Source organism: Stenotrophomonas sp. TWI819 (assembly GCF_039673075.1).
Classification (GTDB): domain Bacteria; phylum Pseudomonadota; class Gammaproteobacteria; order Xanthomonadales; family Xanthomonadaceae; genus Stenotrophomonas; species Stenotrophomonas rhizophila_B.
Window position 1 is genome coordinate 35,647 of the sequence record NZ_JBDJKY010000012.1, and the last position, 25,971, is coordinate 61,617.

Below are 25,971 nucleotides of genomic sequence, written 5' to 3' on the forward strand. Positions count from 1 at the left end.
CCCTAGGAGAGACCCTGCCATGCGCTATTCCCGTCTGCGGTTGTTGGCCTGCGCGGCCGTTCTGATGAGTCTGTCGCTGCCGGCCCTGGCCCAGCGTGTGGTCGACGGCGATCTCCAGCAACAGATGTCGCCGGCCGAGTTTAAAGCAGCCGGGCTGGAGAAACTCTCACCGCAGGAACTGTCCCAGCTCAACAACTGGCTGCAGGGCAAGGTCGCTGCGCTGGCCGCGAATGCGCGCGAAGAAGCGCGTGAAGAAGGCCGCCAGGAAGTCATCGTCAAGAACCGCGGCTTCCACGATTTCGGCAGCAACGATCCGATCGAAACCAACATCACCGATGAGTTCCGCGGCTTTGCCAAGGGCCGCCGGTATGTGCTGGCCAACAAGCAGGAATGGGAGCAGACCGATGAGGCGACGTTGAGCGGCGTGCGCAAAAACGCCCCCAAGGTCACGATCAATCCCGGCCTGGTCGGGGTCTGGTACATGAAGGTGGACGGCTACAACACCCGCGCCAAAGTGCGCCGCGTCAAATAACCGTAACGCCCCGTGCCGCAACGGCACGGGGCGCCAGCCGGATCAGGCCTTCTGCAGCGCCGCCACGCGCTGGGCCAGCTTCTTGGCCGAAATGCCGGTCCTGGCCCCCAGCTCCTGGGCGAACAGCGACACCCGCAGCTCCTCCAGATCCCAGCGCAGGTCCTGCCATTGCGGCCGCTGCCGCAGACCACGCGCCTCGGCCTGGGCCAATGCGTCCACGAACGGCCGCAATTCCAGCATCCGTGCCTGGTCGCGCGGTGGATCGCGCTTGGCACGTTCGGTGCGCAGGATCATGGCGCGCAGGTAACGCGGCAACTGCGCGAGGGCATCGGCCGGGGTCTCGCGCAGGAAGCCGGGATGGACCAGTGCCGCCAGCTGCTGCTCCATGTCATCGAGATTGCCGCGTGCCCAGCCCATCAGCGGCGCCTCCAGCTGCGGCTTGAGTTCGGCCACATGGGCCAGGATGTTCTCGGCCAGCTTCAAGCGGGCCATCGCCTCGCCGAACAGCGCCTTGCCCGCCTCCGCGCTGCGCTTGGCGAACGCGGCCGGGTCGCGGATATCGCCCAGACCATCGGCAAGCACGGCATTCATCGCGGCATCGACCAGGTCGCCACGCAGGCGCTCCTGCGATTCGATCGCGGCATACAACAGCCCGGTCTTGGGCGGCACCGGCAGCTGCTTGCGCGCCTGCTTGGCTTTGTCGGCCAGCGCGATCTCCAGCAATCGACGCACACCGAGCGGATGCTGCTCCAGCGCCTCATTGCGATCGGCAAAGATCTTCAACGCGGCGGTCTCGCCCTGGTCGACCAGGGCCGGGTAGGCCGGCACGCCCGCTTCGCCGGGCACCTGCAACGGGATCGGGCTGGCCGGGAAATCACGCAGCCCATCGGCCGCCAGCGCACGGCCGGCGCGTGCGGCAAAGGCATCACCGGCCTTGTCACCGAAGCGGGCGCGCAGTGCATCCAGATCGCGCGAGGTCGCCAGCACCTTGCCATCGGCATCGCGCAGCCGCAGGTTCATGCGCAGATGCGCGTCCAGCGCGGCGTCATCGAAATCGGTCGCGGCCACCTTGGCACCGGTCGCACGCGACAGGAACCGTGCCAGCTCGCCACGGATGTCATCGGCGGTCGGCTCGGCAAACGCTTCGGCGAACGCGCGACCGAAGTCCGGTGCCGGCACATAGTTGCGGCGCATCGCCTTGGGCAGGCTGCGGATCAGGGCCGCGGCCTTGTCCGCCACGAAGCCAGGCGCCAGCCATGACAGCCGCGCTGGATCGAGTGCGTTGAGCAGGTGCAGCGGTACCTCCAACGTGACGCCATCTTCGTCGGCACCTGGTTCGAAGGTGTAATGCAGCGGCAGCCGTGCATCACCCAGCGGCAGATACGCGGGATACCGCTCGGCATCGCTGCCCTCACCCGGCAGCAGATCGGCCAGTGTCCACGACAGCGCGCGGCGTTTCTCCGGTGCCAGCGCCTTCCACCAGGTATCCAGACCCATCGCCGAATGGATCTCGGCCGGAATCCGATCCAGGTACCAGCGCGCCTGCCAGCCTTCGTCGGCGACGATGCCGGCACGGCGCAGCTTGGCCTCTTCTTCGCGCGCCTGCTCCAGCACCTTGAGGTTGTCGGCGACGAAGCCGGCACGGGTGTTGATTTCGCCGGTCACCAGGCCCTGCCGCACGAAGATGTCGTGCGCTTCGCCCGGTGCGATGCGGCCGTAGTGCACCGGCTTCTTCGGGGCCAGTACCAGCCCGAACAGACTGATCTGCTCGGAGGCCAGCACCTGGCCCTGCGCGCGCGACCAGTGCGGGTCGAAGTGCTTGCGCAGCAGCAGGTGGGGCAGCTCGTTGATGACCCAGTCCGGCTCGATCGCCGCGTTGGTCAGGCCCCAGATTTTCTGGGTATCCAGCAGGGTGGCGGTCAGCAGCCACGGCGGCGGCCGCTTGGCCAGGGTCGAACCCGGGAACGGCAGGAAGCGGCGCTGGCGCGGTGCCAGGAAGTCGCCCTTGTCGCTGCGGTGGCCGATCTGCGTGGGCAGGCCGGCGATCAAGGCACGGTGCAGGGTCTGGTAGGCCGCCGCGCGTACTTTGTCGCTGAAGGCGTTGCGCGCCTCGGAATCGGCCCCCTTGACCGGCGCCGGCGTGTTCTGGACAGGGGTCGGCTCGGATTTTCCTTCACGGGCCAGGCGTGCGGCACGGTGCTGCTGGCCACGCGTCGCCTTGATCTTGGCCTCGTCATCGCGCGCCGGTGCAGGCGCGGAGGATCCGGCAAGCAAAGGCGCCAATGACGTTTCCGCGGGCTCCTCACTCCAGCCCAGCTCCTCGCACAGCACCCGCAGCTGACGGTGCAGCTCCCGCCACTCGCGCATGCGCAGGAAGCCGAGGAAATGCCGCCCGCACCAGTCGCGCAGCTTGGACTGGGTCAGGTCTTCGTGGGCCTGGCGGTAGCCGTCCCACAGCCGCAGCACACCGACGAATTCCGAACGCCCATCGGCGAACAGCGCGTGTGCGTTGTCGGCCGCGGCGCGCGCTTCCGGCGGGCGCTCGCGCGGGTCCTGGATGCCCAGGAAGGAGGCGATCACCAGCATCGGGCGCAGGCAGCCCTGCGCCTGCGCGGCGACCAGCATGCGGGCCAGTTTCACATCCACCGGCAGGCGCGCCATCTGGCGCCCGATCGGGGTCAGGCGACGCTCGGCATCGACCGCACCCAGTTCCCCCAGCTGCTGCCAGCCATCCGCGACGGCACGCTCGTCCGGGGCCTCCAGGAACGGAAAATCTTCGATCCGGCCCAGGCCCAGCTGCAGCATCCGCAGGATCACCCCGGACAGGGTGGAACGGCGGATCTCCGGATCGGTGAACTCGGGGCGCGACAGAAAGTCCGCTTCGGAATACAGCCGGTAGCAGATGCCTTCGGACACGCGGCCACAACGGCCCTTGCGCTGGTTGGCGCTGGCCTGCGAGACCGCTTCGATGTGCAACCGGTCCAGCTTCTGGCGCGGGCTGTAGCGTTTGATGCGGGCCAAACCCGGGTCGATCACATAGCGGATGCGCGGCACCGTCAGCGACGTCTCAGCGACGTTGGTGGCCAGCACGATGCGCCGGTTGGCGCCCGGGTTGAACACCAGGTCCTGGTCCTTGACCGACAGCCGCGCATACAACGGCAGCACGTCGGTGCCACGGTATTTGCGTCGTTCCAGCGACTGGTGCGCATCGCGGATTTCGCGCTCGCCCGGGAAGAACAGCAGGATGTCGCCACGCGGGTCGATCCGGGTGATTTCATCCACCGCCGCGACCACCGCATCATTGACGGTGCGCTCGCCATCGCGCCCACCGTCGGCTTCGCCACCGCCCTCACCTTCCAGCGGCCGGTAACGCACCTCCACCGGGAAGGTACGGCCTTCCACGCTGATCACCGGCGCATCGTCGAAATGCTGGGCGAAGCGCGAGGTATCGATGGTGGCCGAGGTGACGATCAACTTGAGGTCCGGCCGTTTCTTCAGCAGCTGCTTCAGATAGCCCAGCAGGAAATCGATGTTGAGGCTGCGTTCGTGCGCCTCGTCGACGATGATCGTGTCGTAGCTGGACAGCCAGCGGTCGCTGCTGATCTCGGCCAGCAGGATGCCGTCGGTCATGAACTTGATGCGGGTATCGTCACCAACGCGATCGGTGAAGCGCACCTGGTAGCCGACGGTGGTGCCCAACTCGGACTGCAGTTCCTGCGCGACGCGGGTCGCCACCGCACGTGCGGCGATCCGTCGCGGCTGGGTGCAGCCGATCATGCCGGCGGTGCCACGGCCGGCGGCCAGGCACAGCTTGGGCAGCTGGGTGGTCTTGCCCGAGCCGGTTTCACCGGCGATCACCACGACCTGGTGGTCGCGGATCAGCGCGGTGATGGCCTCGGCTTCACGCGCAATCGGCAGTTGCTCGTCCAGAGTGATGGCCGGCTGATTCAGCGCACGCGCTTCACGGCGCTGCACGGAGGCCCGCAAGGCCTGCTCGAACGCCGCCGCCAGCCCCGTATCCGCCGGTTTGGCCCGCCAACGCGAGAGCATCCCCAGCAAACGACCGCGGTCGCGGCTCATGGCCCCGTTGATGGCGGCCTGCTGCTGGGCCAGGCGTGCTGCATGTAGTTTTTCGATAGCGCTCATCAATCGATTCGTTTAGAACTTTTGTTTACTACTGAAAGGGTAGTCTGATCTATTGTGAAGGCCATCCGATTCATCCCATCCATAAGGAGTTCTCCCATGGCGAAGACGACCAAGACCCCGGCAAAGCCCAAGACTGCCAAGCAGAAGCTCGGCGCGGCGGCCCCGTCGGCCCCGAACATCGATATCGGGATCAAGGAGGGCGATCGCAAGAAGATCGCCGATGGGCTGTCGGCCTTCCAGGCCGATGCGTTCACGCTCTACCTGAAGACCCACAACTTCCATTGGAACGTGACCGGGTCGATGTTCAACTCGCTGCACACCATGTTCGAGACCCAGTACACCGAACAGTGGGCGGCCCTGGATGACGTGGCCGAACGCATCCGTGCACTGGGTTTCAATGCCCCGGGCTCGTACCGCGAGTTCGCGGCCCTGACCTCGATCGCCGAGGAGCCGGGCCTGACGGACAGCGCGGACTGGCGTGAAATGGTACGCCAGTTGGTCACCGCCAACGAGGCGGTGTGCCGTACGGCGCGCAAAGTGCTGGACGTGGCCGACGATGCGGACGACGCACCGACGGAGGATCTGATGACCCAGCGTCTGCAGACCCACGAAAAGTACGCCTGGATGCTGCGTTCGCTGCTGCAGTAAGAATGTGTTTTTGGCGGGCTTGGTTGACTGACGGCAACGGCAAAGGCTTTGGCTGACGGGGTCTCCGTGTTGGCGAGCGGAGGCCAGACCCCGCCGGGACGCGCCGTAAACCCATCCTTGGGGGCTCGACGTGCGCCATCCATGGCGCACGACGGTCCCGTCAGGGCCTGGCCCCCACTCCGCCAGACAGATCTGGATGGACGGTTGGGCAAGCCAGAGCGGCCTCTTCGGCAAGCGGTAACAGGCCTCAGACCTCAGGCCTCGGGCCTCGGGCCTCGAGCCACAAGTCAAAGGTCAAAGGTCAAAGGTCAAAGGTCAAAGGCAAGCAACAGCAGACAGGCGCCGATTGGCGCCTGTCTGCGTTTGACTGGCGCGTGACTGGCTCTGGACTGGCTCTGGACTGGCTCTCCTTTGAAGACCAACCAAGTGTCGACGGCGCGGTGTGGGTGGGTCTGCAGGACCGTTGTGCGCCATGGATGGCGCACATCGAGCCCCCAAGGACGGGTTCACGGCGGGTCCAGCAGACCCACCCACACCGCGCCAACCCCGCAGGAGGCCACGCCCTTCGCTTTGCGCCTCTGCCTCTGGCTCTGGCTCTGGCTCTGGCTCTGGCTCTGGTTCCGGCTCCGGCCTCGGCTTTCCTACAGACCGATCCGGCATCAGAGGACACGGCCCGTAGCCTGGGCAAGGTAAACTAGCGTGATGTCTTCCCGCCCCGCGCACGACCTGCTCAGCCGCATCTTTGGTTACGACGAATTCCGCGGTCCGCAGCAGGCGATCGTCGAGCATGTCGCCGCCGGCAATGACGCGCTCGTCCTCATGCCCACCGGCGGCGGCAAATCGCTCTGCTACCAGGTCCCCTCCCTGCTCCGCGACGGCACCGGCATCGTCATCTCGCCGCTGATCGCCTTGATGCAGGACCAGGTCGAAGCCCTGCGCCAGCTTGGCGTCCGCGCCGAATACCTCAACTCCACCCTTGATGGCGAAACCGCCGCCCGCGTCGAGCGCGAACTGCTCGCCGGCGAACTGGACATGCTCTACGTCGCCCCAGAGCGACTGCTGACCGGCCGCTTCCTCTCGCTGCTCTCGCGCAGCCGGATTGCCCTGTTCGCCATCGACGAAGCCCACTGCGTCTCGCAGTGGGGCCACGACTTCCGCCCCGAATACCGCCAGCTCACCGTCCTGCACGAGCGCTGGCCCGACGTCCCGCGCATCGCGCTGACCGCTACCGCCGATCCGCCGACCCAGCGCGAAATCGCCGAACGCCTGGACCTGACCAACGCCCAGCACTTCGTCAGCTCCTTCGACCGGCCCAACATCCGCTACACCGTCGTCCAGAAAGACAACGCCAAGCGCCAGCTGCTGGACTTCCTGAAGGTCCACCGTCAGGAAGCCGGCATCGTGTACTGCATGTCGCGGCGCAAGGTCGAGGAAACCGCCGAGTTCCTGTGCAAGGAAGGGATGAACGCCCTGCCCTACCACGCTGGCCTGCCCGCCGAGGTGCGCGCCGCCAACCAGCGCCGCTTCCTGCGCGAGGACGGCATCGTGATGTGCGCCACCATCGCCTTCGGCATGGGCATCGATAAACCGGACGTGCGCTTCGTAGCGCATACCGATCTGCCCAAATCGATGGAAGGGTATTACCAGGAAACCGGCCGTGCAGGGCGCGATGGCGAGCCTGCCGAAGCCTGGCTCTGCTACGGCCTGGGCGATGTCGTGCTGCTCAAGCAGATGATCGAACAATCCGAAGCCGGCGAAGACCGCAAAACGCTCGAACGGTCCAAACTCGATCACCTGCTCGGCTACTGCGAATCCATGCAGTGCCGCCGTCAGGTCCTGCTGGCCGGGTTCGGGGAAACCTACCCCCAGCCCTGCGGCAACTGCGACAACTGCCTGCTGCCACCGGATGCCTGGGATGCCAGCGTCGCCGCCCAGAAGGCGCTGAGCTGTGTCTACCGCAGCGGCCAGCGCTTCGGCGTGGGCCATCTGATCGACATCCTGCGCGGTGGCGACAACGAAAAGGTCCGCCAGTTCGGGCACACCGAATTGAGCACCTACGGCATCGGCAAGGATCTCGACGCCCGCACCTGGCGCAGTGTGTTCCGCCAGCTGGTCGCCTCCAGCCTGCTCGAGGTGGACAGCAGTGCCTACGGCGGCCTGCGCCTGACCGATGGAAGCCGTGACGTCCTCAAAGGCCAGCGCAAGGTCATGATGCGCCGCGAGACCCCCAAGGCCGCCCGCGAGCGCGACCGCAGCGGCCAGCGCACCGGCCTGTCGGTGCTGCCGCAGGACCTGGCGCTTTTCAATGCGCTGCGCGGCCTGCGGGCCGAGCTCGCGCGCGAGCAGAACGTGCCGGCCTTCGTGATCTTCCACGACAGCACGCTGCGCAACATCGCCGAACAGCGCCCCACCAGCGTCGATGCGCTCGGCCGGGTCGGCGGCATCGGCGGCACCAAGCTGGCCCGCTATGGCGACCGGCTGGTCGAGATCGTGCGCGAGGAAGGCTGATGCCCGGCCAAGCCCGCACGGACCGGCCTCCAGAGTTGAACCACGTGTTCAGCCGCAGGTGCGACCGCCCGGATTTGGCAGTAAGGTGAGGCCCATGTCCGCCAGTGGCCTGCTCCTGCGAGTGGTATTGATGCTCAGCCTGTTGCTCAACGGGCTGAATGTCGCCATGGCCGGTCCGATGACGTTGGCCATGGCCGAGGCGAGCCGCACCAGCACCCCGGCTCCGCCCTGCCATGGCGATGCGCCGATGCCCGCCGCACACGGCCACCATGCCATGGCCGCCGCCGACACCGACACCGGCGTCCAGGCCCCGCACGATGGCGACCATTGCAAGATCAAGGACTGCCTGCGCAGCTGTGCCCAGCAGCCCAGCCTGACCGTCCAGATCGCGTGGATCGCCACGCCGCCACCGTTGTCGCTGGCGCCGATCCTGACCGCGCATCCGTCGCGGCCGATGCCCCCGCTGGACCGCATCACCCGCCCTCCGATCGCCTGATCCGCCGCGCGCTGCGAGCGCCGGCCTGAGGCTCTGCACATGCGCCCCGGCGGGTGTGCGATGACGGCACCCCGTGTGCCATTCGAATCGGATTCGGAGTTGCAATGTCTTTCCCCAGAATACCCGGCACGGGCACCCCGCCCATGCCGTCACGCCGCCTGTTCGTGCAGGGCGTGGCTGCCGGCGGCGTGGTCGCCAGCCTGACCGCCACCGGCCTGAGCCCGCGTGCGTTCGCCGCCGCCGGCCCCGGTCTTGCCGGTGCCCCGCAGGTCCTGAGCAGCCATGACGTGCAGCTGAGCATCGGCGAATCGCTGGCCAATTTCACCGGCCGCACCCGCCCGGCCATCACCGTCAATGGGAGCCTTCCGGCGCCGATCCTGCGCTGGCGCGAAGGCCAGACGGTCAACATCCGCGTGGCCAATACGCTGCAGGCCCACCCCACCTCCATCCACTGGCACGGCCTGCTGCTGCCGGCCAACATGGACGGCGTGCCCGGCCTGAGCTTCAATGGCATCGCACCCGGCGAGGCCTACCAGTACCGCTTCACCCTCAAACAGTCGGGAACATACTGGTACCACAGCCATTCGATGTTCCAGGAACAGGCCGGTCTGTACGGCGCGCTGATCATCGACCCGCTGGAACCGGCGCCGTATCACGTCGACCGCGAACACGTGATCCTGCTCTCGGACTGGACCGACCTGGACCCCGGCGCGCTGTTCCGGCGCATGAAGAAGCTCGCCGAGCACGACAACTACTACAAGCGCACCCTGCCCGACTTCCTGCGCGATGTGCGCAAAGAAGGCTGGGCCGCGGCCACCGCCGACCGCGGCATGTGGGGCCGGATGCGGATGACGCCAACCGACATCTCCGACATCAACGCCCACACCTATACCTACCTGCTCAACGGCACCGCCCCGGCCGGCAACTGGACCGGGCTGTTCCGCAGCGGCGAGAAGGTGCTGCTGCGCTTCATCAACGGCGGCTCGATGACCTATTTCGACGTGCGCATCCCCGGCCTGAAGATGACCGTGGTCGCCGCCGATGGCCAGTACATCCACCCGGTCAGCATCGATGAATTCCGCATCGCCCCAGCCGAGACCTTTGACGTAATCGTCGACCCCAGCGGCCAGGACGCGTACACGATCTTCTGCCAGGACATGGGCCGCACCGGCTATGCCGCCGGCACGCTGGCGGTGCGCCACGGCCTGCAGGCGCCGATCCCCGCGCGCGACCCTCGCCCGCTGTTGACCATGAGTGACATGGGCCACGACATGGGCCATGCCTCGAACGGGATGGCAGGCCACGACATGAAGGGCATGGAAGGCGGCTGCGGTGCCAGCATGGGCCACGGTGCGCACGGTGCCGATCCCAAAGCGCCGCGTCACCCGGCCAGCGAGCAAGGCAACCCGCTGGTGGACATGCAAAGCATGGCCACCGAGCCCAAGCTGGATGATCCCGGTATCGGCCTGCGCGACAACGGCCGCAACGTACTCACCTACGGCGCGATGCGCAGCCTGTTCGACGATCCCGATGGGCGCGATCCCGGCCGCGAGGTCGAGCTGCACCTGACCGGCCACATGGAGAAATTCAGCTGGTCCTTCGACGGCATCCCGTTCGCCAGCGCCGAACCGCTGCGCCTGACCTACGGCGAGCGCATGCGCATCGTGCTGGTCAACGACACGATGATGCAGCACCCGATCCATCTGCATGGCGTGTGGAGCGACTTGGAAAATGCCGACGGCGAGTTCCACCTGCGCAAGCACACCATCGACATGCCACCCGGCACCCGCCGCACCTACCGCGTCCGTGCCGACGCGCTCGGCCGCTGGGCGTACCACTGCCACCTGCTGTACCACATGGAAGCAGGCATGATGCGCGAAGTGAGGATCGAAGAATGAGCCGCTCACCTCTCACCGCGCTGTCCGCACTGAGCGCCGCCCTGCTGCTGGCGTTGGCCGCACCGGCCTGGGCACAGTCGCATGCCGGCCATGTCACGACCGATGCATCACCGGCGGATGACCGCCCGATGGATCATGGCAGCATGGATCACACCAAGATGGACCATTCAACGATGGACCACGGCAGCGCTGATCACAGCCAGATGGACCATTCGACGATGGACCATGGCAGCACCGATCACAGCCAGATGGACCACTCGACGATGGACCATTCAACGATGGATCACGCCGCGATGGGCCATGCCCCACCGAAACCGCCTGCGCCCACCGAAGCGCGCGAACCGATTCCTGCCGTGACCGCCGCCGACCGTCTCGCCGCGTTTCCGCCGATCGACCACGGCGCGATGGAGCATGCGCCGGAGATTCACAGCCTGTTGCTGGTCAACCGCCTCGAATACTGGGATGGCCAGCACGGCAGCGGCCAGGCCTGGGAGGCCAGCGGCTGGGTGGGTGGCAACATCAACAGGCTGTGGCTGCGCAGCGAAGGCGAGCGCAGTGGCGGCCGCACCGGCTCGGCCGATCTGGAAGTGATGTACGGCCGCAGCGTGTCGCCGTGGTGGGATGTACTGGTCGGCGTGAAGCAGGATTTCCGGCCGGCCGATTCGCGCACCTGGGCGGCCGTCGGCATCCAAGGCCTGGCGCCGTACAAGTTCGAGACCTCGGCCACCGCCTACGTCGGCGAAGGCGGTCAGTTGGCGGCCACGGTCGAGGTGGAATACGAGCTGCTGCTGACCAACCGGTTGATCCTGCAACCGCTGCTGGAAGCCACCTTCTCGGCCAAGGACGAGCCCGCGTATCGCAACGGCGCGGGCCTCAACAAGGTCGAAGCCGGGCTGCGCCTGCGCTATGAATTCAGCCGCCGCTTCGCACCGTACATCGGCATCAGCCACGAGCGGTTGTTCGGCGCTACCGCCGATTACCACGAAGCGGCCGCCGAACACGCACGCGATACCCGCTGGGTGGCGGGTGTACGGGTCTGGTTCTGATCCAGCAGCCATGACAGGTTCCGGGTACCAACGTACCCGGAACCACGGCCGATCCCAGGCGATGGCGTAAGCTGCCGGCCCCACCTGCCTGCCTTGCGCCATGACGTTGATCCTCCGCCGTGCCAACGTTGCCGATGCCGACGCCCTCTCGGCGATCGCCATCGCCACCTACACCGAGACCTTCGGCGACTCTTACCCGCCGCAGGACCTGCGCGATTTTCTGGACAACCATTACGCGGTCGAACCACAACGCCGCGAGCTCGCCGATCCACGCAACGCGGCCTGGTTGCTGGACGACGGCGACCGTGTGGTGGGCTATCTCGCCGCAGGCCCGAACAGCCTGCCGCATGCGGACGCTGCCGAAGGCGATATCGAACTCAAGCGGCTGTACGTGCTCGCCAGCCACCAGGGCGGTGGTCACGGTGCGCACCTGATGGACGCGTTCCTGGCATGGCTCGATCAACCGCAGCGGCGCACGCTGTGGGTCGGCGTGTGGTGCGAGAATCTGGGTGCGCAACGCTTCTACGCGCGCTATGGCTGCAGCAAGGTGGGCGAATACGATTTCCCGGTCGGCGACAGCGTCGACCGGGAATTCATCCTGCGCCGCGCCTGAGCGCAGCGCAGGCCTGCATCAGAAGTCGAACAGGTCCGACAGGAAGCTCTCTTTCTTCTTCTTGCGATAGCCGTGCTGATCACTGTACTGCTGCTGGCCCAGATGGCGGGTATCCCTGTGCTGCACGGCGGCCGGCGGCGGCGGAGCGGCGGCGCGTGCCGGGGCGGGCGCAGGCGCTGCGGCACCGGCCGAGCGCTCGATGATCTTGTCCAGTTCACCACGGTCCAGCCACACGCCACGGCACTGCGGGCAGTAGTCGATCTCGATGCCCTGACGCTCGGACATCTGCAGCGCTTGGGTTTTGCATACGGGGCATTGCATGGGCGGTAATCCAAGGGGCAAAGCCGCACTCTAGCCGGTCATAGCTGACCGTGGTGCAACGCGGCCATGACCGATGGCCCCCCGACCAATGCCCCATGCTGCCGCGGCGGCCGTGCCCAACAATCCACCCAGTCCTTGAATAGGGAGCGTTCGATGCTGCCCCTTCGCCTGCCTGCGTGGCTGGCCGCCTGTGTGGTGGTGCTGACCCTGGCCGTGTCGATCAATCTGCGCGACCTCGCCGCGTGGCTGGGCAGCCCGATTCCGAAGCTGCCGATCCCCTATGGCGGCGCCATCCTCGATAACGGCCTGGGCGTGCTGCTGGTGATTGCTGTGGCCGCACTGCTGCTGCGCCCCGGGCAGCGCCTGCCCGCGCTGCTCGGGTTGCGCTGGAATGGCTGGCAGGGCCCGGCGCTGGCCCTGCTGGCGACCGTGCCCTGCTGGCTCGGCCTGTGGTGGCTGGGCGGGGTGAATCCCACCCAGGACCTGCTGGCCCTGCTGATGCTCGGCGTACTGTTTCCGTTGGCCGAGGAAATCATCTTCCGCGGTTTCGGTTTCATCTTCGCCCACCGCCAGCAGCGCTGGCCGTGGCTGGCCGCTGCGCTCATGCAGGCGATGGTATTCGGTGCGATCCACTGGTGGTCGTTCGGCGGCGGTGGGGGCATGGCGCTGCAGGTGTTCGCCATCACCGGCATCGGCGGGCTGGTGTTCGCCTGGCTCAATACGCTGGACGATTACACCCTGTGGAGCGGACTGGCCCTGCACGTGTCGCTCAATCTGGCGTGGAACGTGTTCGTGATCACCGAGGCGACCGCCGTCGGCTGGCCGGCGACGGTGCTGCGCCTGTCGGCGGCGGGCCTGGCGGTCGGGCTGGTGTGGGCCTGGCAGCGCCGTCGAAAACGTTCACTCGCCCTCGCCTGACCCGCGCCAACGCGGGCAGCACCGCCGGTTCACCGGGCATTTCGGCGACATCAACGATCTCCTCACCAGCGCCCCGCGATAATTGCGCGCCCCTCTCCGGGGGAAAGCCGGAACCACGCTCCATGTTGTTGTCCAAGCACCATCCCGAACCGCGCGTGCTGTTGATCGAAGACACCGAAGACACCCGCGAGCTCAGCCGCATGGCCCTGGAAAGCCAGGCCTGCGAAGTCGTGGCGGTCAGCTCCGCCGAAGCCGCGCTGGGCCTGCTGCAGGCCGGCGAGCGCTTCGATCTGGTGTTCACCGATGTCTGCCTGGGCGCGGTGAGTGGCATCGAGGCGGCGCATCGGGTCAAGCAGCAACAGCCCGGGCTGCCGGTGCTGGTCACCTCGGGCCTGGAGCCCTCCGTGGTGCTGCCGCAGCTCGGCCCGGGCATGCATTTCCTGCCCAAGCCCTACAGCATGAGCGAGCTGCTCGACGCGATCCGTGCCTGCTTCCAGCAGCCGCTGGCGGCCTGCGCCTGAGGCGAGTCGCCTGCGTCGGTCGGCGGCCGGCCGAGCGCGCCGCTGAGTGACCTTCATCCGGATTTCATGTCCGCGTGGCCATCGTCGGTGCCGGGAACGGGGGTCTCCCGCTTTCCATACGATGCGACACGCTCCTTTTCCTTGCCGGAATCGACGACATGCTCTTCCGTATGCTGCTGGCTACACCCTTGCTGTTGATGCTGCCGTTGGACGACGCGCGCGCGGATGACGTCGTCACCTGCGAAAGCCGCGACAACCGCTACCAATCCTGTTCCCTGCCTCGCGCCGGCTACGTCACCCTGGACCGCAAACTGTCCGGTGCGGACTGCCGTCAGGGCCGCAACTGGGACTACGATCGTCGTGAGGTCTGGGTCGACGATGGCTGCCGCGCCTCGTTCCGTGTACATGGCGACAGCGATCGCGATGACCGCCACGACAAGGACAACCACGACGCCAAGGTCGCGGCCGGCGTTCTGATTGGCGCGGCGATTCTCGGCGCATTGGCGCACAACGCCGACAAGGATGATGCGCGCTACGACGATGACAACTACCAGGGCGCCCGGCACAACTCGTATATCCCCGGCTGGATGATCGGCGAGTTCGAGGGCTACAACCCTACCTTCAATGCCGACATCCGCATGCGCATCGACAGCGATGGCCGCATGAGCGCACAGACACGTGGCCAGACCTTGAACGGCTGGATCAACGGCGGCCAGCTCAACGTCGGCAGCAGCGTGTTCGACATCAGCCAGAGCCGCGATGGCTTTGTCACCACCGAAGTGGGCGACCGGCAGAACGAAGTGCGCTACCGCCGCGTGCGTTGAGCGACGCGGCGGTGATCGTCATCCCCTGGCGATCTGGCACTGCAGGGTGGTGCCGTAGAACTCCAGCGTTGTCTGGTCGTTGTGGGTACGCAGGTCGACACCTTCGCGCCCCCAGCGACCGCCGTTGTTGTCGTCCTGGGTGACGGGCACCGGGAACACGATGGCCTGATCCCTGCCCCAGCTGACCACGGCCGCGGTCGGGTCGATATCGTTGTAGAACACGGCGGTCACCGGCTTGCTGTTGTCATCACAGCGGTACTCCACCGTCGCGGGTACCTGGATGCCGCCGCCATTGATGGTCAGCTCGACCAGCCGGGTCTGATAGGACTCCACGAGACAACGGTGCGGATCCACCGCGCGCGAACAGGCATCACGCCCCTTGATCCAGCCCCGCTGTTCGGCCGCGATGTCCAGCTCGTCCGGGCTGGTCTGCACCCGCTTGTAGAGCGCGGCCAGCTGGCGGTCCAGCGCGGCCAGGCGCGCGTCGCCGCACACCAGCGTCTCCGCCTGGGACTGCGCCTTGGCGCAATCGAACGACGGCGGCTGCAGGGTCGGGCTGGCGGGGGCGGCGGGCGCGCTGGCAGCGGGGGCCGACGTGGCCGGCGCGGCAGGCTCTGCCGGAGTCGCGGTATCGGACGGCGCCGGCTTGGAACAGGCCGCGAGCGCAAGCGCCCCCACACCCAGCAGGACGAAACGGTTCATGGCACCTCCAACATCGATCAACGAATGACTGGCTATTGTGCCCCCGTAAGCGGTTCTGCGGTGTGCACAGGCAGACCGCTCGTGGGCCACGCCTGCATCGCTGCTCACCGTCATTCGAGGACAACCGATTGCCGCGCGCCCGCAGGATGCCCCGGCGACGCATGCTGCGCGCCCGGTTGCCGCCCTGCCCCGGGTCACCTACGCTCCACGCCCGAATCGATCCAAGGACCATACCCCGGATGAGTGGCAGCCCGTTTTCTTCTCTCACGCGACGACTGGCATGGCCGGCGCGTGCGCCTGCCCAGACACCGCTGGGCGCTGCCCTCCTCGTGGTGTTGCTGGTCGCCTCACCCGCACGTGCCGATGACATACCGCCGCAGTTCATGGCGCAGTACGAAGCCACGCGCGATTACCTGCAACTGCTGCAGCAAGCCGACGCCGACAAGGCACCGGAGCAGCTCGACAGCCCACGCGCCATGCAACTGCTGGCGGCGGTGACCAACAAGACCGACGTCCTGGCGCCGGACTACGCGACGGCGGACCTGGGTCTGCTGACCAACGCGTGCCAGTACGGCGTAACGCTGTCCACCCGGTTGATGCAGTTCGGCATGGGTGCGATGCCAGCAGCCGTGCTCCTCCATTCCGGCGAGCAGGCCCGCCAAGGCAACCACAACGCCGAGCGCTTCCAGGCACAGCTGGGCCTGCTGCTGCCGTACCTGCTGCAGTGCGGTGCACGGATGCAGCCACTGGTGGATACGTGGCTGACCGTGGCAACGCCCGCAGAGCTCGCCGGTCTGGGCCCGGGCGGCACCGACACCCTTCGCCGCAATGCGCAACGCCAGTATCTGGAGATGCTGGAGGTGATGCGTGCCCAGCCGGCGGGCAGCACGCTGAAGCGGACCCTGGTCCGTGCGCTGGCGGAGACGGCGGCGCCTTACGCGCAGATGCTGCAGCCCGCGCAACGGCAGCCGGTGCGCGACGCGTTGAAGGAAGCGCTGGAACAGGTGGACCCAAGCGACGTTCCGCTCCTGCAGCAGGCCATTGCCGGGTTCAGCAGCGACCATTGCGGGACACTCTGCCAATCCTGATACATCGATGGCCGCGGCCACCAACTCGGCGCCTCGGATGAAGGCACGTTGTGGACCAGCAGCGTCGTGGGTGGTCCCACCCACGCGGCGTAGCACTGGGTCATGAGACTATCCTGACCCGATGCTCATCCCAGTGCGACCCTCGAGTAACAGCGGCAGGTCCACGCTGGGGTTGCGACATCACGTCGCCTTGGAGTCACCCATGTCCAACATGCAGAACAACGAAAACAACGTGAAGAATGCCGCCAACGCCCAGAACGCGCCGCAGTCCGACCAGGAACGCAAGGACGCGCAGGCCAAGCAGCAAAAGCAGGAACAGGACACCAAGAAAGCGCCTGATGCCGGCAACAAGCCGCAGCAGAAGTAAGTTTGCTCTGCTACTGGATTCCCTCTGTTACAGGACGGGGCTGCGCACCCGCGCAGCCCTGACAGGGTTTACCTGGATCGCTGCAACGCCCTCACCGCATCGCGTGGAGGGAGAGCTCGGGGCTCGTCATGACGCCCGTCGGCACGTCATCGTCCAACACCCACGCACTGCCTGCGACAGACGCGTTGATCACCTCCAGCACCGAGGGTGCGAGGCGAACGCCTTCGCCGATCGCCACCAGCATCAACCGGCGGTAATACAGCACGCCATCCTCCACCAGGCACGATCCGCCCAGACCCAATCGTCGACCTGTGGCGTCTTGCAATACGATGTTCATGGTGTGTCTCCGTGTCGACCTGCGCTGGTGTGCGCACGTCCTGATCGTCTTGATCTGTGATGACGGCGGCGGACGTCGGCCGTCGCGTCGCCGTGACGGTACCCGCCACGCGGATGGATCAGGGATCACGCTCGCGCAGCGTGGCCAACTGCTGGCGCATATCGTCCCAGCACAACCGCGTCTCCAGCAGCAGGTTGCCAAGGGTGCGGCGTGCCTGGCCGGACAGTGCGCGGTGGTGGACGGTCGCTTCCATTGCGCGAACCAGACGGGCTTCGGCCGCATGGCTCTCGCTCACGTACTGGATGCCGGCATCACCGAGCACCGTGCCGAACCACCCGAACCCACCGCGTACATGTCCCGAGAGCGTCCCATGCAGTGCCGGCTGTCCACCAGCGCGACGCACCAGCGTGGTGACCTCCGTGACGACCTTGGTCTTGGATGCGGCCATGCGCATCATCAGCGCGCTCAACGTCGGATCCGTGGCCTGCACGCCCGCGACGGCCTTGGCGTATATCCCGTGACCATCGCGCGCAATGCTGATGATCTGATTGAGCCCGCGTACTGCTTGGCCGTTGTTGTCGGTACTCATGACACCGCTCCGTGGAATCGCAGATCCCACTGTGGCCCGTTACCGTTTGATCCTGCGCCTGCGTGGGGGAGGACGATGTGAGGGGGGAACGATCGCCCGCTACACTACGGCCGCTGCAGGATCCGCAGCGTTGATGGCCGCGCTGCGCATGGAACAAAGCTACTTCTCCACCCTGCTCGCCCTGATCCTCCATCAGATCGATGCCGCCTTCTGGCGCGAGTGGGAGATGTTCCTGCTACCCGGCGGCGTGCAGGGCTTCCTGGTGTTCAATCTGACCGCAGTGGGCATCCTGCTGGTCGGCTACCGACATGTGGTGCTGCAAACCAGCAAGGCGCGCGGTTACGCGCTCCTCTGTGCCGCGCTGGGCCTGGCCACGTTCGCCGTCCACGTCGGCTTTGCCGCGTTCGGGCATCGCGCCTTCCACCTGCCGTTGTCGATGGCGGTCATTCTCACCTGTCTGGTCTCGGCGGTTTGGTTGCTGCGCTCGATACGTACCGCCACGCGCACTGCAACCCGGTAAGAACGGCCAGCACCGTCGCAAAGACGAGTGCCGTCTGCAGAAGATCCATTACCAGTGGCATCGCACTGCCCCGCATCGACCCACCGCGTGCCCGCCGCATCACACGGGAGTGGGCCTGCCGCGCTCAAGGTCTGGAGGGGTAGCGTGCGCGTGGGTGCTCTCTCTGCGCATCGGTCTTTTCCTCGCTGCGCGTCGGGGAAGCGCGCATGAGGCTGTGAGAATTACTACGGGCTAGAGACGCGCGCCCTGCGTGGCGCCATGCTCGGTGGTGTCATCGTACTGTTTATCGCGCGCGGCGTATTCATCGAGAACCGCTTGCCCGATGCGGTTGAGTTCCTCACCGAGCTGCGCGCAGCGCATCCCGCCGCCGACAGCCGCGAACCGCCGCTGGATTTCCTCGGCAGCTTGATCGGCATGTGCTGCATGGCCGTCTTCGTGCACCCGCAGCGCCTGGCTGTAGCGCGCCCACTCCTGTTGCAGCGACGCAGGCGCTGTATCGGCACCGGTCCAGCGCGGCAGCACCATGGTGGCCCTCACGTCCACGCGCAGCTTTCCGATTCTGCAGCCGACCGCTCGCGGGGCGTAGTCGTAGTTCCAGCCAACGTGCCAGTCCACGTGCCCGTGATGGCGTGCGCCGTCCTTGCCGACGGGCCCGTGCGCGTTCAGTGACGCACGCAGTTCCTGCAGGTTTTCGCCCTGTACGTCGTAGTAGGTGATCGTCAGATCCTGCGCGGCGCCCGCATCCAGGGCGATCACGGCAAAGGCCAACGCAGCGCCACGCAGGATCGCGCGACGACGGGAGGCAGACGGGGGAGGTGGTAGGTGGTTGCTCACGACGCGTTCCATGCGGAGGGAGGGGGCTTCATGCGATCCGGGCAGAACCGGAGACATGAAAAAGGCGACCCCGCGGTCGCCTTCATCATGGATGCAATGGTGGGCCGTGATGGATTCGAACCATCGACCAAAAGATTAAAAGTCTTCTGCTCTACCAACTGAGCTAACGGCCCATTGCATCCCCGACATGACGCCGGGGGTGCGCATTCTAACGCATCTTGAAGCTCATGCGTACCCGTCCGGCATCACACGTAATGGGTCGGGTCCGGCACGCCGGCATCCGTGAAACCCTGCGCGCGCAAGCGGCAGGCATCGCAATGCCCGCAAGCGCGGCCCTGGTCGTCGGCGTTGTAGCAGGACACGGTCAGGCCGAAGTCCACGCCCAGGCGGACGCCTTCACGCACGATGTCGGCTTTGCTCAGGAACTGCAGCGGGGCATGGACCTGAATCCCCGCCCCTTCCACGCCTGCCTTGGTGGCCAGGTTGGCCAGCGCCTGGAAGGCCTGGATGAACTCGGGGCGGCAATCCGGGTAACCGGAATAGTCCACCGCGTTGACGCCGCAGAAGATGTCGTTGGCGCCCAGCACTTCGGCCCAGCCCAGCGCGACGGACAGCATGATCGTATTGCGTGCCGGCACGTAGGTGACCGGGATGCCCTCGCCGCCCGCTTCCGGGACGTCGATGTCATCGGTCAGGGCCGAGCCGCCGATGCTGCGCAGGTCGACATTGACGGTCTTGTGGGCGACCGCACCCAGCGCGCTGGCGACGGCGGCAGCGGCATCGAGTTCGGAGGTGTGGCGCTGGCCGTAGCGCACGCTCAGTGCGTGGACGGCGAAGCCCTGCTCGCGGGCGATGGCGACAACAGCGGCGGAGTCCATGCCGCCGGACAGGAGGACGACTGCTTTTTTCATGGGGGTGTTTCCGGTGGTTTGCGGGGAACCAGCACGCTGTCCCGCGCCGGACGTCTTTACGGATGGTGAGGCGTGGTCGATGACAAGCGCAGCGCCGTAGCGCTGCAGCCGGCGTTACCTCCCGGGCTCGTCATTCCACAACAGCTTGTGCAGCTGCATCTGGAAGCGCACCGGCAGGCGATCGGCCACGATCCAGTCGGCCAGCTCGCGCGGGCTGACCTCGCTCTTGCTCGGCGAGAACAGCACCATGCTGCGCTCATTGAGCCGGTGCTCGCGGACCATGCCGCGGGCCCATTCGTAATCCTCGCGGCTGCACAGGACGAACTTGATCTGGTCGCGCTTGGTCAGCAGCGGCAGGTTCTCCAGGCGGTTGCGGGCCATTTCGCCGGAGCCGGGGGTTTTCAGGTCGACCACGCGCGACACGCGCGGATCGACGGCACTGACATCCAGCGCGCCGGAGGTTTCCAGCGAGACGTCCAGGCCGGCGTCGCAGAGCTTCTCCAACAGCACCAGGCAGCGCTTCTGCGCCAGCGGCTCGCCACCGGTCACGCAGACGTGGTGGACGCCTTGGGCCAGCACTTCGTCCACGATCGCGTCGATGTCCCACCAGGTGCCGCCATGGAAGGCGTAGGCGGTATCGCAATAGGTGCAGCGCAACGGGCAGCCGGTCAGGCGCACGAACACGGTCGGCCAGCCGGCGGTATCGGCTTCGCCCTGCAGGGACAGAAAGATCTCGGTGATCTTCAGTCGCGGCAGTGGGGACTGCACGATCTCACTGGGGAGTGCGGCGGCAGCGGACAGGGTCGTGGTCATGGCGGTGATTCTTGGCGGACGGCTTCGGAAACGACAACAGCCGGGCATGGCCCGGCACGGAGGACCGGGCAGCGCCCGGTTGGCAATCCATCATTATACCGGGCCCGGCCGCTTGAGCGGCCCGGGGCGGGTTCAGCGGATCTGCTGACCCAGCCGGATCGACTGCAGACGGTCCTGCGCAGTGCGCGCGGCGTCGGAGCCGGGATACGTGGACACGACCTGTTCGAGGGTCGCCTGGGCCTGGTCGACCTTGCCTTCGCCATACTGGGAAAGGCCGATCTTGAGCAGGCCACCGGACGCCTTGTCATGGGTCGGGTAGCGCGAGATGAGGTCGCGGAACTGCGCCTCAGCCAGCGGGAAATTGCGGGTGGCGTAATAGCTTTCGCCCAACCAGTACAGCGCGTTGGGGGTATAGACGCCGTTGGGGTACAGCTCGAGGAAGCTCATGAACAGCTGCGCCGAGTCGTCGTACTTGCCCGCCTTGAGCGAATCGAAGGCGACATTGTAGGCGGTGCGTTCATCGCCACTGGCGGCCAGGCTGCCGGCATCGCCGTGCACGCTTGGCGGCCGCTCGGAAGCGGCCGTTGCCGGTTTCGGGGATGCAGCGGGGGCAGGCGCGGCTGCGGCCGGGGCGGCAGGAAGCACGGGGGCTCCACCTTCCAGGCGGTTCAGACGGCTGTCCAGGTCCAGATACTGGTCCTTGGCGGACTGCTTGAGCTGCTCATTGTCGTGCTGCAGCTGCTCGACCTGCGACTGCAGCGCCTGCAACTGGGTACGCAGCTGATTCAGCTGATTGAGCATGTCCATGTTGGACTGGTTGTTGTTCGCCTGCTGCTCAAGCGCGCCGACGCGGTCGGCCAGACTCTGGCGCTGCGCATTGGCCGGTGCGGCAGCCACGAGGGCTGCCGCAACGATCATCGATAGAAATCGAAAGCGCATCTATTACTGAGCCGTGTACACGATCTCGACGCGACGGTTCTGCGACCAGCAGGACTCGCCCGACTCGGTGCAGACCGGACGCTCTTCACCGTAGGACACGACGGTCAGCTGCGAAGCCGAACCACCGTTGGCCTGCAGTGCCGAGGACACGCCGTTGCCACGACGCTCGCCCAGGGCCTGGTTGTAAGCGCGCGAACCGCGCTCATCGGTGTGGCCCTGCAGGGTCATGCGCGAGGACGGACGGTCACGCAGGTACTTGGCGTGGCAAGCCATGATGGCCTGGAATTCCGGCTTCACGTCTTCCTTGTCCAGGTCGAAGTACACCACGCGCTGGCGCAGGCAGGAATCGGTATCCAGATCACCCGGGCCGTACAGGCCGGAGGTGGACGGGCCGGTCGGAGCGGTGGTGCTGCCGGTATCAACCGGGGCAGCCGGCACTTCCTTGACCTTCTTGGAACAACCGGCCAGGGCGGCCACGGACAACAGGGAGACAAGCAGAACGCGGGTGGTCTTGTTCATGGCGATACCTTTGAGGCTCCTAAAGCCGGATGAGGGATGAATACGGCGAAATCTTAACACTCTGTTAGCGCTTTGTACGGTATGGCGACCAAGAAGGCTCGCGAACATCACCGTCCGCCAGAACAAGCCGCTGGCGCACGCGCGCATCGGCCGAAACGGCGTACAACACTCCACGACCACCCTCACGGGCGGCGTACAACACCATGCTCGCGTTGGGCGCGAAGCTCGGCGATTCATCCAGCGACCCTGGCGACAGCGTGTTCCAGCGGGCCGAGCCCGTGCTGCTGTCCATCATCGCGATCTTGTAGGTGTTGCCGCTGCCCTGGGCGACCACCAGCTTCTTGCCGTCGTAGGACAGGCTCGGGGTAGCGTTGTAGTTGCCCTGGAAGGTCACGCGCGAGGCGCTGCCACCGCTGGAGGCGACCTGGTAGATCTGCGGGCGGCCGCCACGGTCGGAGGTGAAGTACACGCTGGAACCGTCCGCACTCCAGGTCGGCTCGGTATCGATGGCGAAGTGGTTGGTCAACTGGGTCAGCTGCTTGCTGCCCAGGTCCATCACGTAGATTTCCGGGTTGCCGCTGCGCGACAGCGACAGGGCCAGGCGGCGGCCATCCGGGGAGAACGAGGGCGCGCTGTTGATACCGCGGAAGCTGGTCACCAGCTCACGTGCGCCGCTGGAGATGTTCTGGATGTAGATCGCCGAATTGCCACGCTCGAAGCTCACGTAGGCCAGCTTGTTGCCGTCCGGGCTCCAGCTCGGCGACAGCAACGGCTCGGCCGAACGGACGATGGTCTGCGGGTTGAAGCCGTCCGAATCGGCCACCATCAGCGCATAGCGCATGGCATCGCCCTTGCCGCTGGCAGTGACATAGGCGATGCGGGTCCAGAAGGCGCCGCGCACACCGGTGATCTTTTCGTAGATGGCATCGGCCATCTGGTGGGCGACATCGCGCATGGCATTGCCACGGGCGGTCATCGCCAGGCCGAGCAGACGCTCGCCCTTGGGCACGTCATACAGTTCGTATTCGACGCGGTAGGCGCCGGCACCGGCGTCCATGACCCGGCCGACCACGATGTAGTTCTGCTTCAGCGCGCGCCAGGTGGCGAACTGGATCTCGCTGCCACGGGTCGGCTTTTCGACGATCTGGGCTTCCGGCAGATTGCGGAACTGGCCCGAACGGTCCAGATCGGCACGAACCACGGCGGCCACATCGGTCTGCGGTGCACCGGCCGAGCCCTGGTAAGGCATGGGGACAACGGTGATCGGCGTGGCGGAGGCGTTGCCGCCGATGATGTCGATATCCAGCCCCTTCTGCTGCGCCACGGCAGCAAAGGGCAACAACAGGGCCGCAACAACGGCAAGCCAACGAGGCATTTTTTTCATGGAGTGCTCAAATAGGGGAAAACCAGGACGAGGGATAACAGGACGGCAGTGAACAGTTTCGCAATCATGAACCAAGGCCGTGTGAAATCCGAGTCACTGACTGCGCAAAACTCACAGGCCGTTAACGACGAGGCCCCATTTCCAGGTGCGCGATGCGCCCCACCCATCCTCGGGCGGTGCTGAACCCGCGTCGCCGACCCGCCCGGGATCAATCCTGGGCGGTAAAGGTGAAATTGATCGTGCGCGCGAACACCGACTCAAAGCCGCGGTACGGCAACGGCTGGGCGTTCAGCACGGCGGCCTCGATCGAGCGGCGGCCGGCCTCATCGAACGGGCAGCTCCCGCTGACCTTGGCCTGGATCACCTGCCCACCGGGAATCTGGGTGATCGAGACCTGGCAGCGTTGACCCAGCGGCACCGAATCCGGACGGGTCCACTGCGCCGAGACCTTCTGCTGGATGGCCGCGGCGTACTTGGCGCTGAGATCGTCACTGGTGCCGCCGGCACCGGCAGCCGGCTTGGCCGCACCGGTGGCGCCGGAGGTCGATGCCGAGGCATTGGCCGCGCGTGCCGCCGAGACCTGGCGCAGCTTCTGCTCGGCCAGCTTGGCTTCGTTCTCGGCCTGGGCGCGCTTGCGGCGGATTTCGGCGAGCTTCTTGTCGCGCTCGGCGTCGGCCTTGGCGTCGTTGGCCTTCTGTTCCTGCTCCGCCAGCTTCTTCTTCTCGGCCTCTTCCTGCTGCTTGGCCAGGCGCAGTTTCTGCTCGGCCTGGTCCTGGCGCTTGCGCTCGGTCAGGTCGATCTGTTCCTGGCGGCGCTTGGCTTCCTGTTCCTGCTTGGCCTTTTCAGCCGAGATCGCCAAGGCGTTGACCGCCTCCTGATCGACCGTATCGGGCTGGGCAATGCGCTCCTGGGCCTGTTGCTGCTGCGGGGTGGGAGCATCCTGAGGGCGCGGCTCTTCAATCGGCTGCGGCGGCGGGACGGTATCTTCCGGCACCGGTTCGGGCTCGGCGACCGGCTCGGGCAGGTCCGGCAGCGCTTCGGAGGCACGCAAGGCCTGGCGCGCGGCCGATGCCTCGGAGGCGGACAGCTGCAGGCTGGCTTCAATCGCCGGATCGCCGGCCGCCGCTTCGGTCGTGCGCTGCGGCGACCACAACCAGGCGGCGATGAAGATCAGTGCCAGCAGCAGGTGGACGCCGAGCGCCAGCGCGACCGGCAGGCCCCACTCCTCATCCCGTGCGCGCTGCGGTGGCAGGGCTTCAGTGTGCATCGGTCGCCAGGCCCACCTTTTCCACATTGGCGCGCTTGATCACGTCCATGGCCGCGACCACCTTTTCATACGCCACGGCCCTGTCGGCAGCGACGATCACGCGCAGGTTCTTGTCCTGCGAGGACAGTGCGGACAGCTGAGCCTGCAGCCGGTCAGCATCCATCGGCTCGGGGTCCTTGGCCTCGGGCAGCTTGAGGCTGAGCTGGCCATCCAGGCGGACGGACACGACCACCGGATCCTGCTTGCTCTCCAGCGCCTTGGCTTGGGAGGTCGGCAGATCCACTTCAAAGCTCAGCGTGAGCAGCGGCGCGGTCACCATGAAAATGATGAGCAGCACCAGCATGACGTCGATGTACGGCACGACGTTGATTTCGGATTTGAGCTTTCGGCGCTTGCGGCGGCCAATGGCTGCGGTCATGGCAGGACTCCTGTGCTGGGCGCTTACTCGTCGCCCGCGGTCTGACGCTGCAGGATCGAGCTGAACTCTTCTGCGAAGGTTTCAAAGCGCACCGACATGCGCTCCACGCGGGTGGTGAAGCGGTTGTAGGCCCACACCGCCGGGATCGCCACGAACAGGCCGATCGCGGTGGCGAACAGGGCTTCGGAGATGCCCGGGGCCACCGAGGCGATACCGGCCTGCTCACCGCTGTTGATCATGTCGTGCATGGTCACCATGATGCCGAACACGGTGCCGACCAGGCCCACGTACGGGGCGGTCGAGCCGATGTTGGCCAGCAGCTCCAGGCTGCGTTCCATCTGGTCCACTTCACGGGTGTAGGTGGTGCGCATGGCGCGCTGGGCGCCTTCGAGCTGCGCACGGCCGTCCAGGCGACGCTTGTCGCGCAGGCGGGTGAACTCGCGGAAGCCGGCTTCGAAGATGGCTTCCAGCCCGCCGACCTTGCGGTTGCGGTCGGTCGCCGAGCTGTACAGCTTGCCCAGGTCCGCGCCGGACCAGAAGCGGCTTTCGAACTCATCGGCCTCGCGGTTGGCGGCGTTGAACACGCGCGCCTTGCGGAAGATGATCACCCAGCTGATGAACGAGCCGGCCAACAGCAGCAGCACGATGATCTTCACCGGGATGCTGGCCTTGATCATCAGATCCAGGTAATTGATGCCACCGCCATGCGCGGCTTGGGCGACAGTCTGTGCCGCGGCGCTGGTGACTTCCTGCGGCAGCGCTTCGGTCACCGTGGCCTGCAGGGCCAGGAGCATTGCGATCATCCGTTGTTC

General features: G+C 66.4%; 27 protein-coding genes and 1 tRNA gene. 13 read left to right on the forward strand and 15 right to left on the reverse strand.

Annotated elements, in window-relative coordinates; all coding sequences use genetic code 11:
* Positions 1-19 precede the first annotated feature (19 nt).
* Positions 20-532, forward strand: coding sequence for a hypothetical protein (locus ABE463_RS15270; protein WP_346468734.1), 513 nt, complete (start codon positions 20-22; stop codon positions 530-532).
* 42 nt (positions 533-574) lie between these two features.
* Here ABE463_RS15270 and hrpA read toward each other — a convergent pair whose 3' ends face one another.
* Positions 575-4,678, reverse strand: coding sequence for an ATP-dependent RNA helicase HrpA (gene hrpA / locus ABE463_RS15275; protein WP_346468735.1), 4,104 nt, complete (start codon positions 4,676-4,678; stop codon positions 575-577).
* 96 nt (positions 4,679-4,774) lie between these two features.
* On the opposite strand from hrpA, the gene ABE463_RS15280 reads away from it, so the two are divergent.
* The 6 genes from ABE463_RS15280 to ABE463_RS15305 all read left to right on the forward strand — a co-directional run bounded on the left by ABE463_RS15280 (position 4,775) and on the right by ABE463_RS15305 (position 11,887).
* On the forward strand, positions 4,775-5,326 hold the full coding sequence (locus ABE463_RS15280; RefSeq protein WP_019185151.1) for a Dps family protein: 552 nt from the start codon (positions 4,775-4,777) through the stop codon (positions 5,324-5,326).
* A gap of 702 nt (positions 5,327-6,028) precedes the next feature.
* Positions 6,029-7,834 (forward strand): DNA helicase RecQ, encoded by a 1,806-nt coding sequence (gene recQ / locus ABE463_RS15285; protein ID WP_346468736.1) that lies wholly within the window; start codon positions 6,029-6,031, stop codon positions 7,832-7,834.
* Between the two features lie 94 nt (positions 7,835-7,928).
* Positions 7,929-8,330: a CopL family metal-binding regulatory protein gene (locus tag ABE463_RS15290; protein WP_346468737.1), complete on the forward strand. Its 402-nt coding sequence runs from the start codon at positions 7,929-7,931 to the stop codon at positions 8,328-8,330.
* Between the two features lie 104 nt (positions 8,331-8,434).
* Positions 8,435-10,228, forward strand: a complete 1,794-nt coding sequence (locus tag ABE463_RS15295; protein ID WP_346468738.1) for a copper resistance system multicopper oxidase — start codon at positions 8,435-8,437, stop codon at positions 10,226-10,228.
* Positions 10,225-11,274: a copper resistance protein B gene (locus ABE463_RS15300; RefSeq protein WP_346468739.1), complete on the forward strand. Its 1,050-nt coding sequence runs from the start codon at positions 10,225-10,227 to the stop codon at positions 11,272-11,274. Before ABE463_RS15295 ends, ABE463_RS15300 begins: the two co-directional genes overlap by 4 nt.
* Positions 11,275-11,374: 100 nt before the next feature.
* A complete protein-coding gene (locus ABE463_RS15305) occupies positions 11,375-11,887 on the forward strand; it encodes a GNAT family N-acetyltransferase (protein WP_346468740.1) in 513 nt (170 codons plus the stop codon).
* A gap of 18 nt (positions 11,888-11,905) precedes the next feature.
* Here the strand turns inward: ABE463_RS15305 and ABE463_RS15310 are convergent, their stop codons facing one another.
* The gene (locus ABE463_RS15310) at positions 11,906-12,208 is read right to left on the reverse strand and encodes a zf-TFIIB domain-containing protein (RefSeq protein ID WP_259259419.1); all 303 of its coding nucleotides are present in this window, start codon (positions 12,206-12,208) and stop codon (positions 11,906-11,908) included.
* Between the two features lie 153 nt (positions 12,209-12,361).
* On the opposite strand from ABE463_RS15310, the gene ABE463_RS15315 reads away from it, so the two are divergent.
* The 3 genes from ABE463_RS15315 to ABE463_RS15325 all read left to right on the forward strand — a co-directional run bounded on the left by ABE463_RS15315 (position 12,362) and on the right by ABE463_RS15325 (position 14,471).
* Complete coding sequence (locus ABE463_RS15315) at positions 12,362-13,126, forward strand: CPBP family glutamic-type intramembrane protease (protein ID WP_346468741.1); 765 nt, start codon at positions 12,362-12,364, stop codon at positions 13,124-13,126.
* A 122-nt stretch (positions 13,127-13,248) separates the two neighbouring features.
* The gene (locus ABE463_RS15320) at positions 13,249-13,647 is read left to right on the forward strand and encodes a response regulator (protein WP_346468742.1); all 399 of its coding nucleotides are present in this window, start codon (positions 13,249-13,251) and stop codon (positions 13,645-13,647) included.
* A gap of 158 nt (positions 13,648-13,805) precedes the next feature.
* Positions 13,806-14,471 (forward strand): DUF3011 domain-containing protein, encoded by a 666-nt coding sequence (locus ABE463_RS15325; RefSeq protein WP_346468743.1) that lies wholly within the window; start codon positions 13,806-13,808, stop codon positions 14,469-14,471.
* A gap of 18 nt (positions 14,472-14,489) precedes the next feature.
* On the opposite strand, the gene ABE463_RS15330 is transcribed toward ABE463_RS15325, so the two are convergent.
* The gene (locus ABE463_RS15330; RefSeq protein WP_346468744.1) at positions 14,490-15,173 is read right to left on the reverse strand and encodes a lysozyme inhibitor LprI family protein; all 684 of its coding nucleotides are present in this window, start codon (positions 15,171-15,173) and stop codon (positions 14,490-14,492) included.
* A 239-nt stretch (positions 15,174-15,412) separates the two neighbouring features.
* Between ABE463_RS15330 and ABE463_RS15335 the strand changes: the two genes are divergently transcribed.
* Entirely contained in the window at positions 15,413-16,261 is an 849-nt protein-coding gene (locus ABE463_RS15335; RefSeq protein ID WP_346468745.1) for a hypothetical protein, read from the forward strand.
* A gap of 202 nt (positions 16,262-16,463) precedes the next feature.
* Entirely contained in the window at positions 16,464-16,628 is a 165-nt protein-coding gene (locus ABE463_RS15340; RefSeq protein WP_259259414.1) for a hypothetical protein, read from the forward strand.
* 91 nt (positions 16,629-16,719) lie between these two features.
* Here the strand turns inward: ABE463_RS15340 and ABE463_RS15345 are convergent, their stop codons facing one another.
* Both ABE463_RS15345 and ABE463_RS15350 read right to left on the reverse strand, forming a co-directional pair.
* Complete coding sequence (locus ABE463_RS15345; protein ID WP_346468746.1) at positions 16,720-16,965, reverse strand: hypothetical protein; 246 nt, start codon at positions 16,963-16,965, stop codon at positions 16,720-16,722.
* Positions 16,966-17,083: 118 nt separating this feature from the next.
* Positions 17,084-17,554, reverse strand: a complete 471-nt coding sequence (locus tag ABE463_RS15350; protein ID WP_346468747.1) for a PA2169 family four-helix-bundle protein — start codon at positions 17,552-17,554, stop codon at positions 17,084-17,086.
* Positions 17,555-17,687: 133 nt separating this feature from the next.
* Here ABE463_RS15350 and ABE463_RS15355 point away from each other — a divergent pair, with 133 nt between their 5' ends.
* Positions 17,688-18,074 carry a DUF6713 family protein gene (locus ABE463_RS15355; protein ID WP_346468748.1) on the forward strand — a complete coding sequence of 129 codons (387 nt, stop codon included), beginning with the start codon at positions 17,688-17,690 and terminating at the stop codon, positions 18,072-18,074.
* A gap of 231 nt (positions 18,075-18,305) precedes the next feature.
* On the opposite strand, the gene ABE463_RS15360 is transcribed toward ABE463_RS15355, so the two are convergent.
* The 10 genes from ABE463_RS15360 to tolQ all read right to left on the reverse strand — a co-directional run bounded on the left by ABE463_RS15360 (position 18,306) and on the right by tolQ (position 25,962).
* Positions 18,306-18,830, reverse strand: coding sequence for a DUF922 domain-containing Zn-dependent protease (locus ABE463_RS15360; protein ID WP_346468749.1), 525 nt, complete (start codon positions 18,828-18,830; stop codon positions 18,306-18,308).
* A gap of 175 nt (positions 18,831-19,005) precedes the next feature.
* Positions 19,006-19,081 (reverse strand) — tRNA-Lys (locus ABE463_RS15365).
* 72 nt (positions 19,082-19,153) lie between these two features.
* Complete coding sequence (queC, locus tag ABE463_RS15370) at positions 19,154-19,819, reverse strand: 7-cyano-7-deazaguanine synthase QueC (protein ID WP_019185214.1); 666 nt, start codon at positions 19,817-19,819, stop codon at positions 19,154-19,156.
* 114 nt (positions 19,820-19,933) lie between these two features.
* On the reverse strand, positions 19,934-20,632 hold the full coding sequence (gene queE, locus ABE463_RS15375; RefSeq protein WP_259259409.1) for a 7-carboxy-7-deazaguanine synthase QueE: 699 nt from the start codon (positions 20,630-20,632) through the stop codon (positions 19,934-19,936).
* A 132-nt stretch (positions 20,633-20,764) separates the two neighbouring features.
* Entirely contained in the window at positions 20,765-21,571 is an 807-nt protein-coding gene (gene ybgF / locus ABE463_RS15380) for a tol-pal system protein YbgF (protein WP_346468750.1), read from the reverse strand.
* A 3-nt stretch (positions 21,572-21,574) separates the two neighbouring features.
* Positions 21,575-22,090 (reverse strand): peptidoglycan-associated lipoprotein Pal, encoded by a 516-nt coding sequence (pal, locus tag ABE463_RS15385; RefSeq protein ID WP_319209808.1) that lies wholly within the window; start codon positions 22,088-22,090, stop codon positions 21,575-21,577.
* Positions 22,091-22,154: 64 nt separating this feature from the next.
* On the reverse strand, positions 22,155-23,474 hold the full coding sequence (tolB, locus tag ABE463_RS15390) for a Tol-Pal system beta propeller repeat protein TolB (RefSeq protein WP_259259407.1): 1,320 nt from the start codon (positions 23,472-23,474) through the stop codon (positions 22,155-22,157).
* A 208-nt stretch (positions 23,475-23,682) separates the two neighbouring features.
* Positions 23,683-24,741, reverse strand: a complete 1,059-nt coding sequence (tolA, locus tag ABE463_RS15395) for a cell envelope integrity protein TolA (RefSeq protein WP_259259406.1) — start codon at positions 24,739-24,741, stop codon at positions 23,683-23,685.
* A complete protein-coding gene (gene tolR, locus ABE463_RS15400) occupies positions 24,731-25,159 on the reverse strand; it encodes a protein TolR (protein WP_123730396.1) in 429 nt (142 codons plus the stop codon). The genes tolA and tolR overlap by 11 nt, the downstream gene beginning before the upstream one ends.
* Positions 25,160-25,182: 23 nt before the next feature.
* Positions 25,183-25,962 (reverse strand): protein TolQ, encoded by a 780-nt coding sequence (gene tolQ, locus ABE463_RS15405; protein WP_121039143.1) that lies wholly within the window; start codon positions 25,960-25,962, stop codon positions 25,183-25,185.
* Positions 25,963-25,971: the final 9 nt, after the last annotated feature.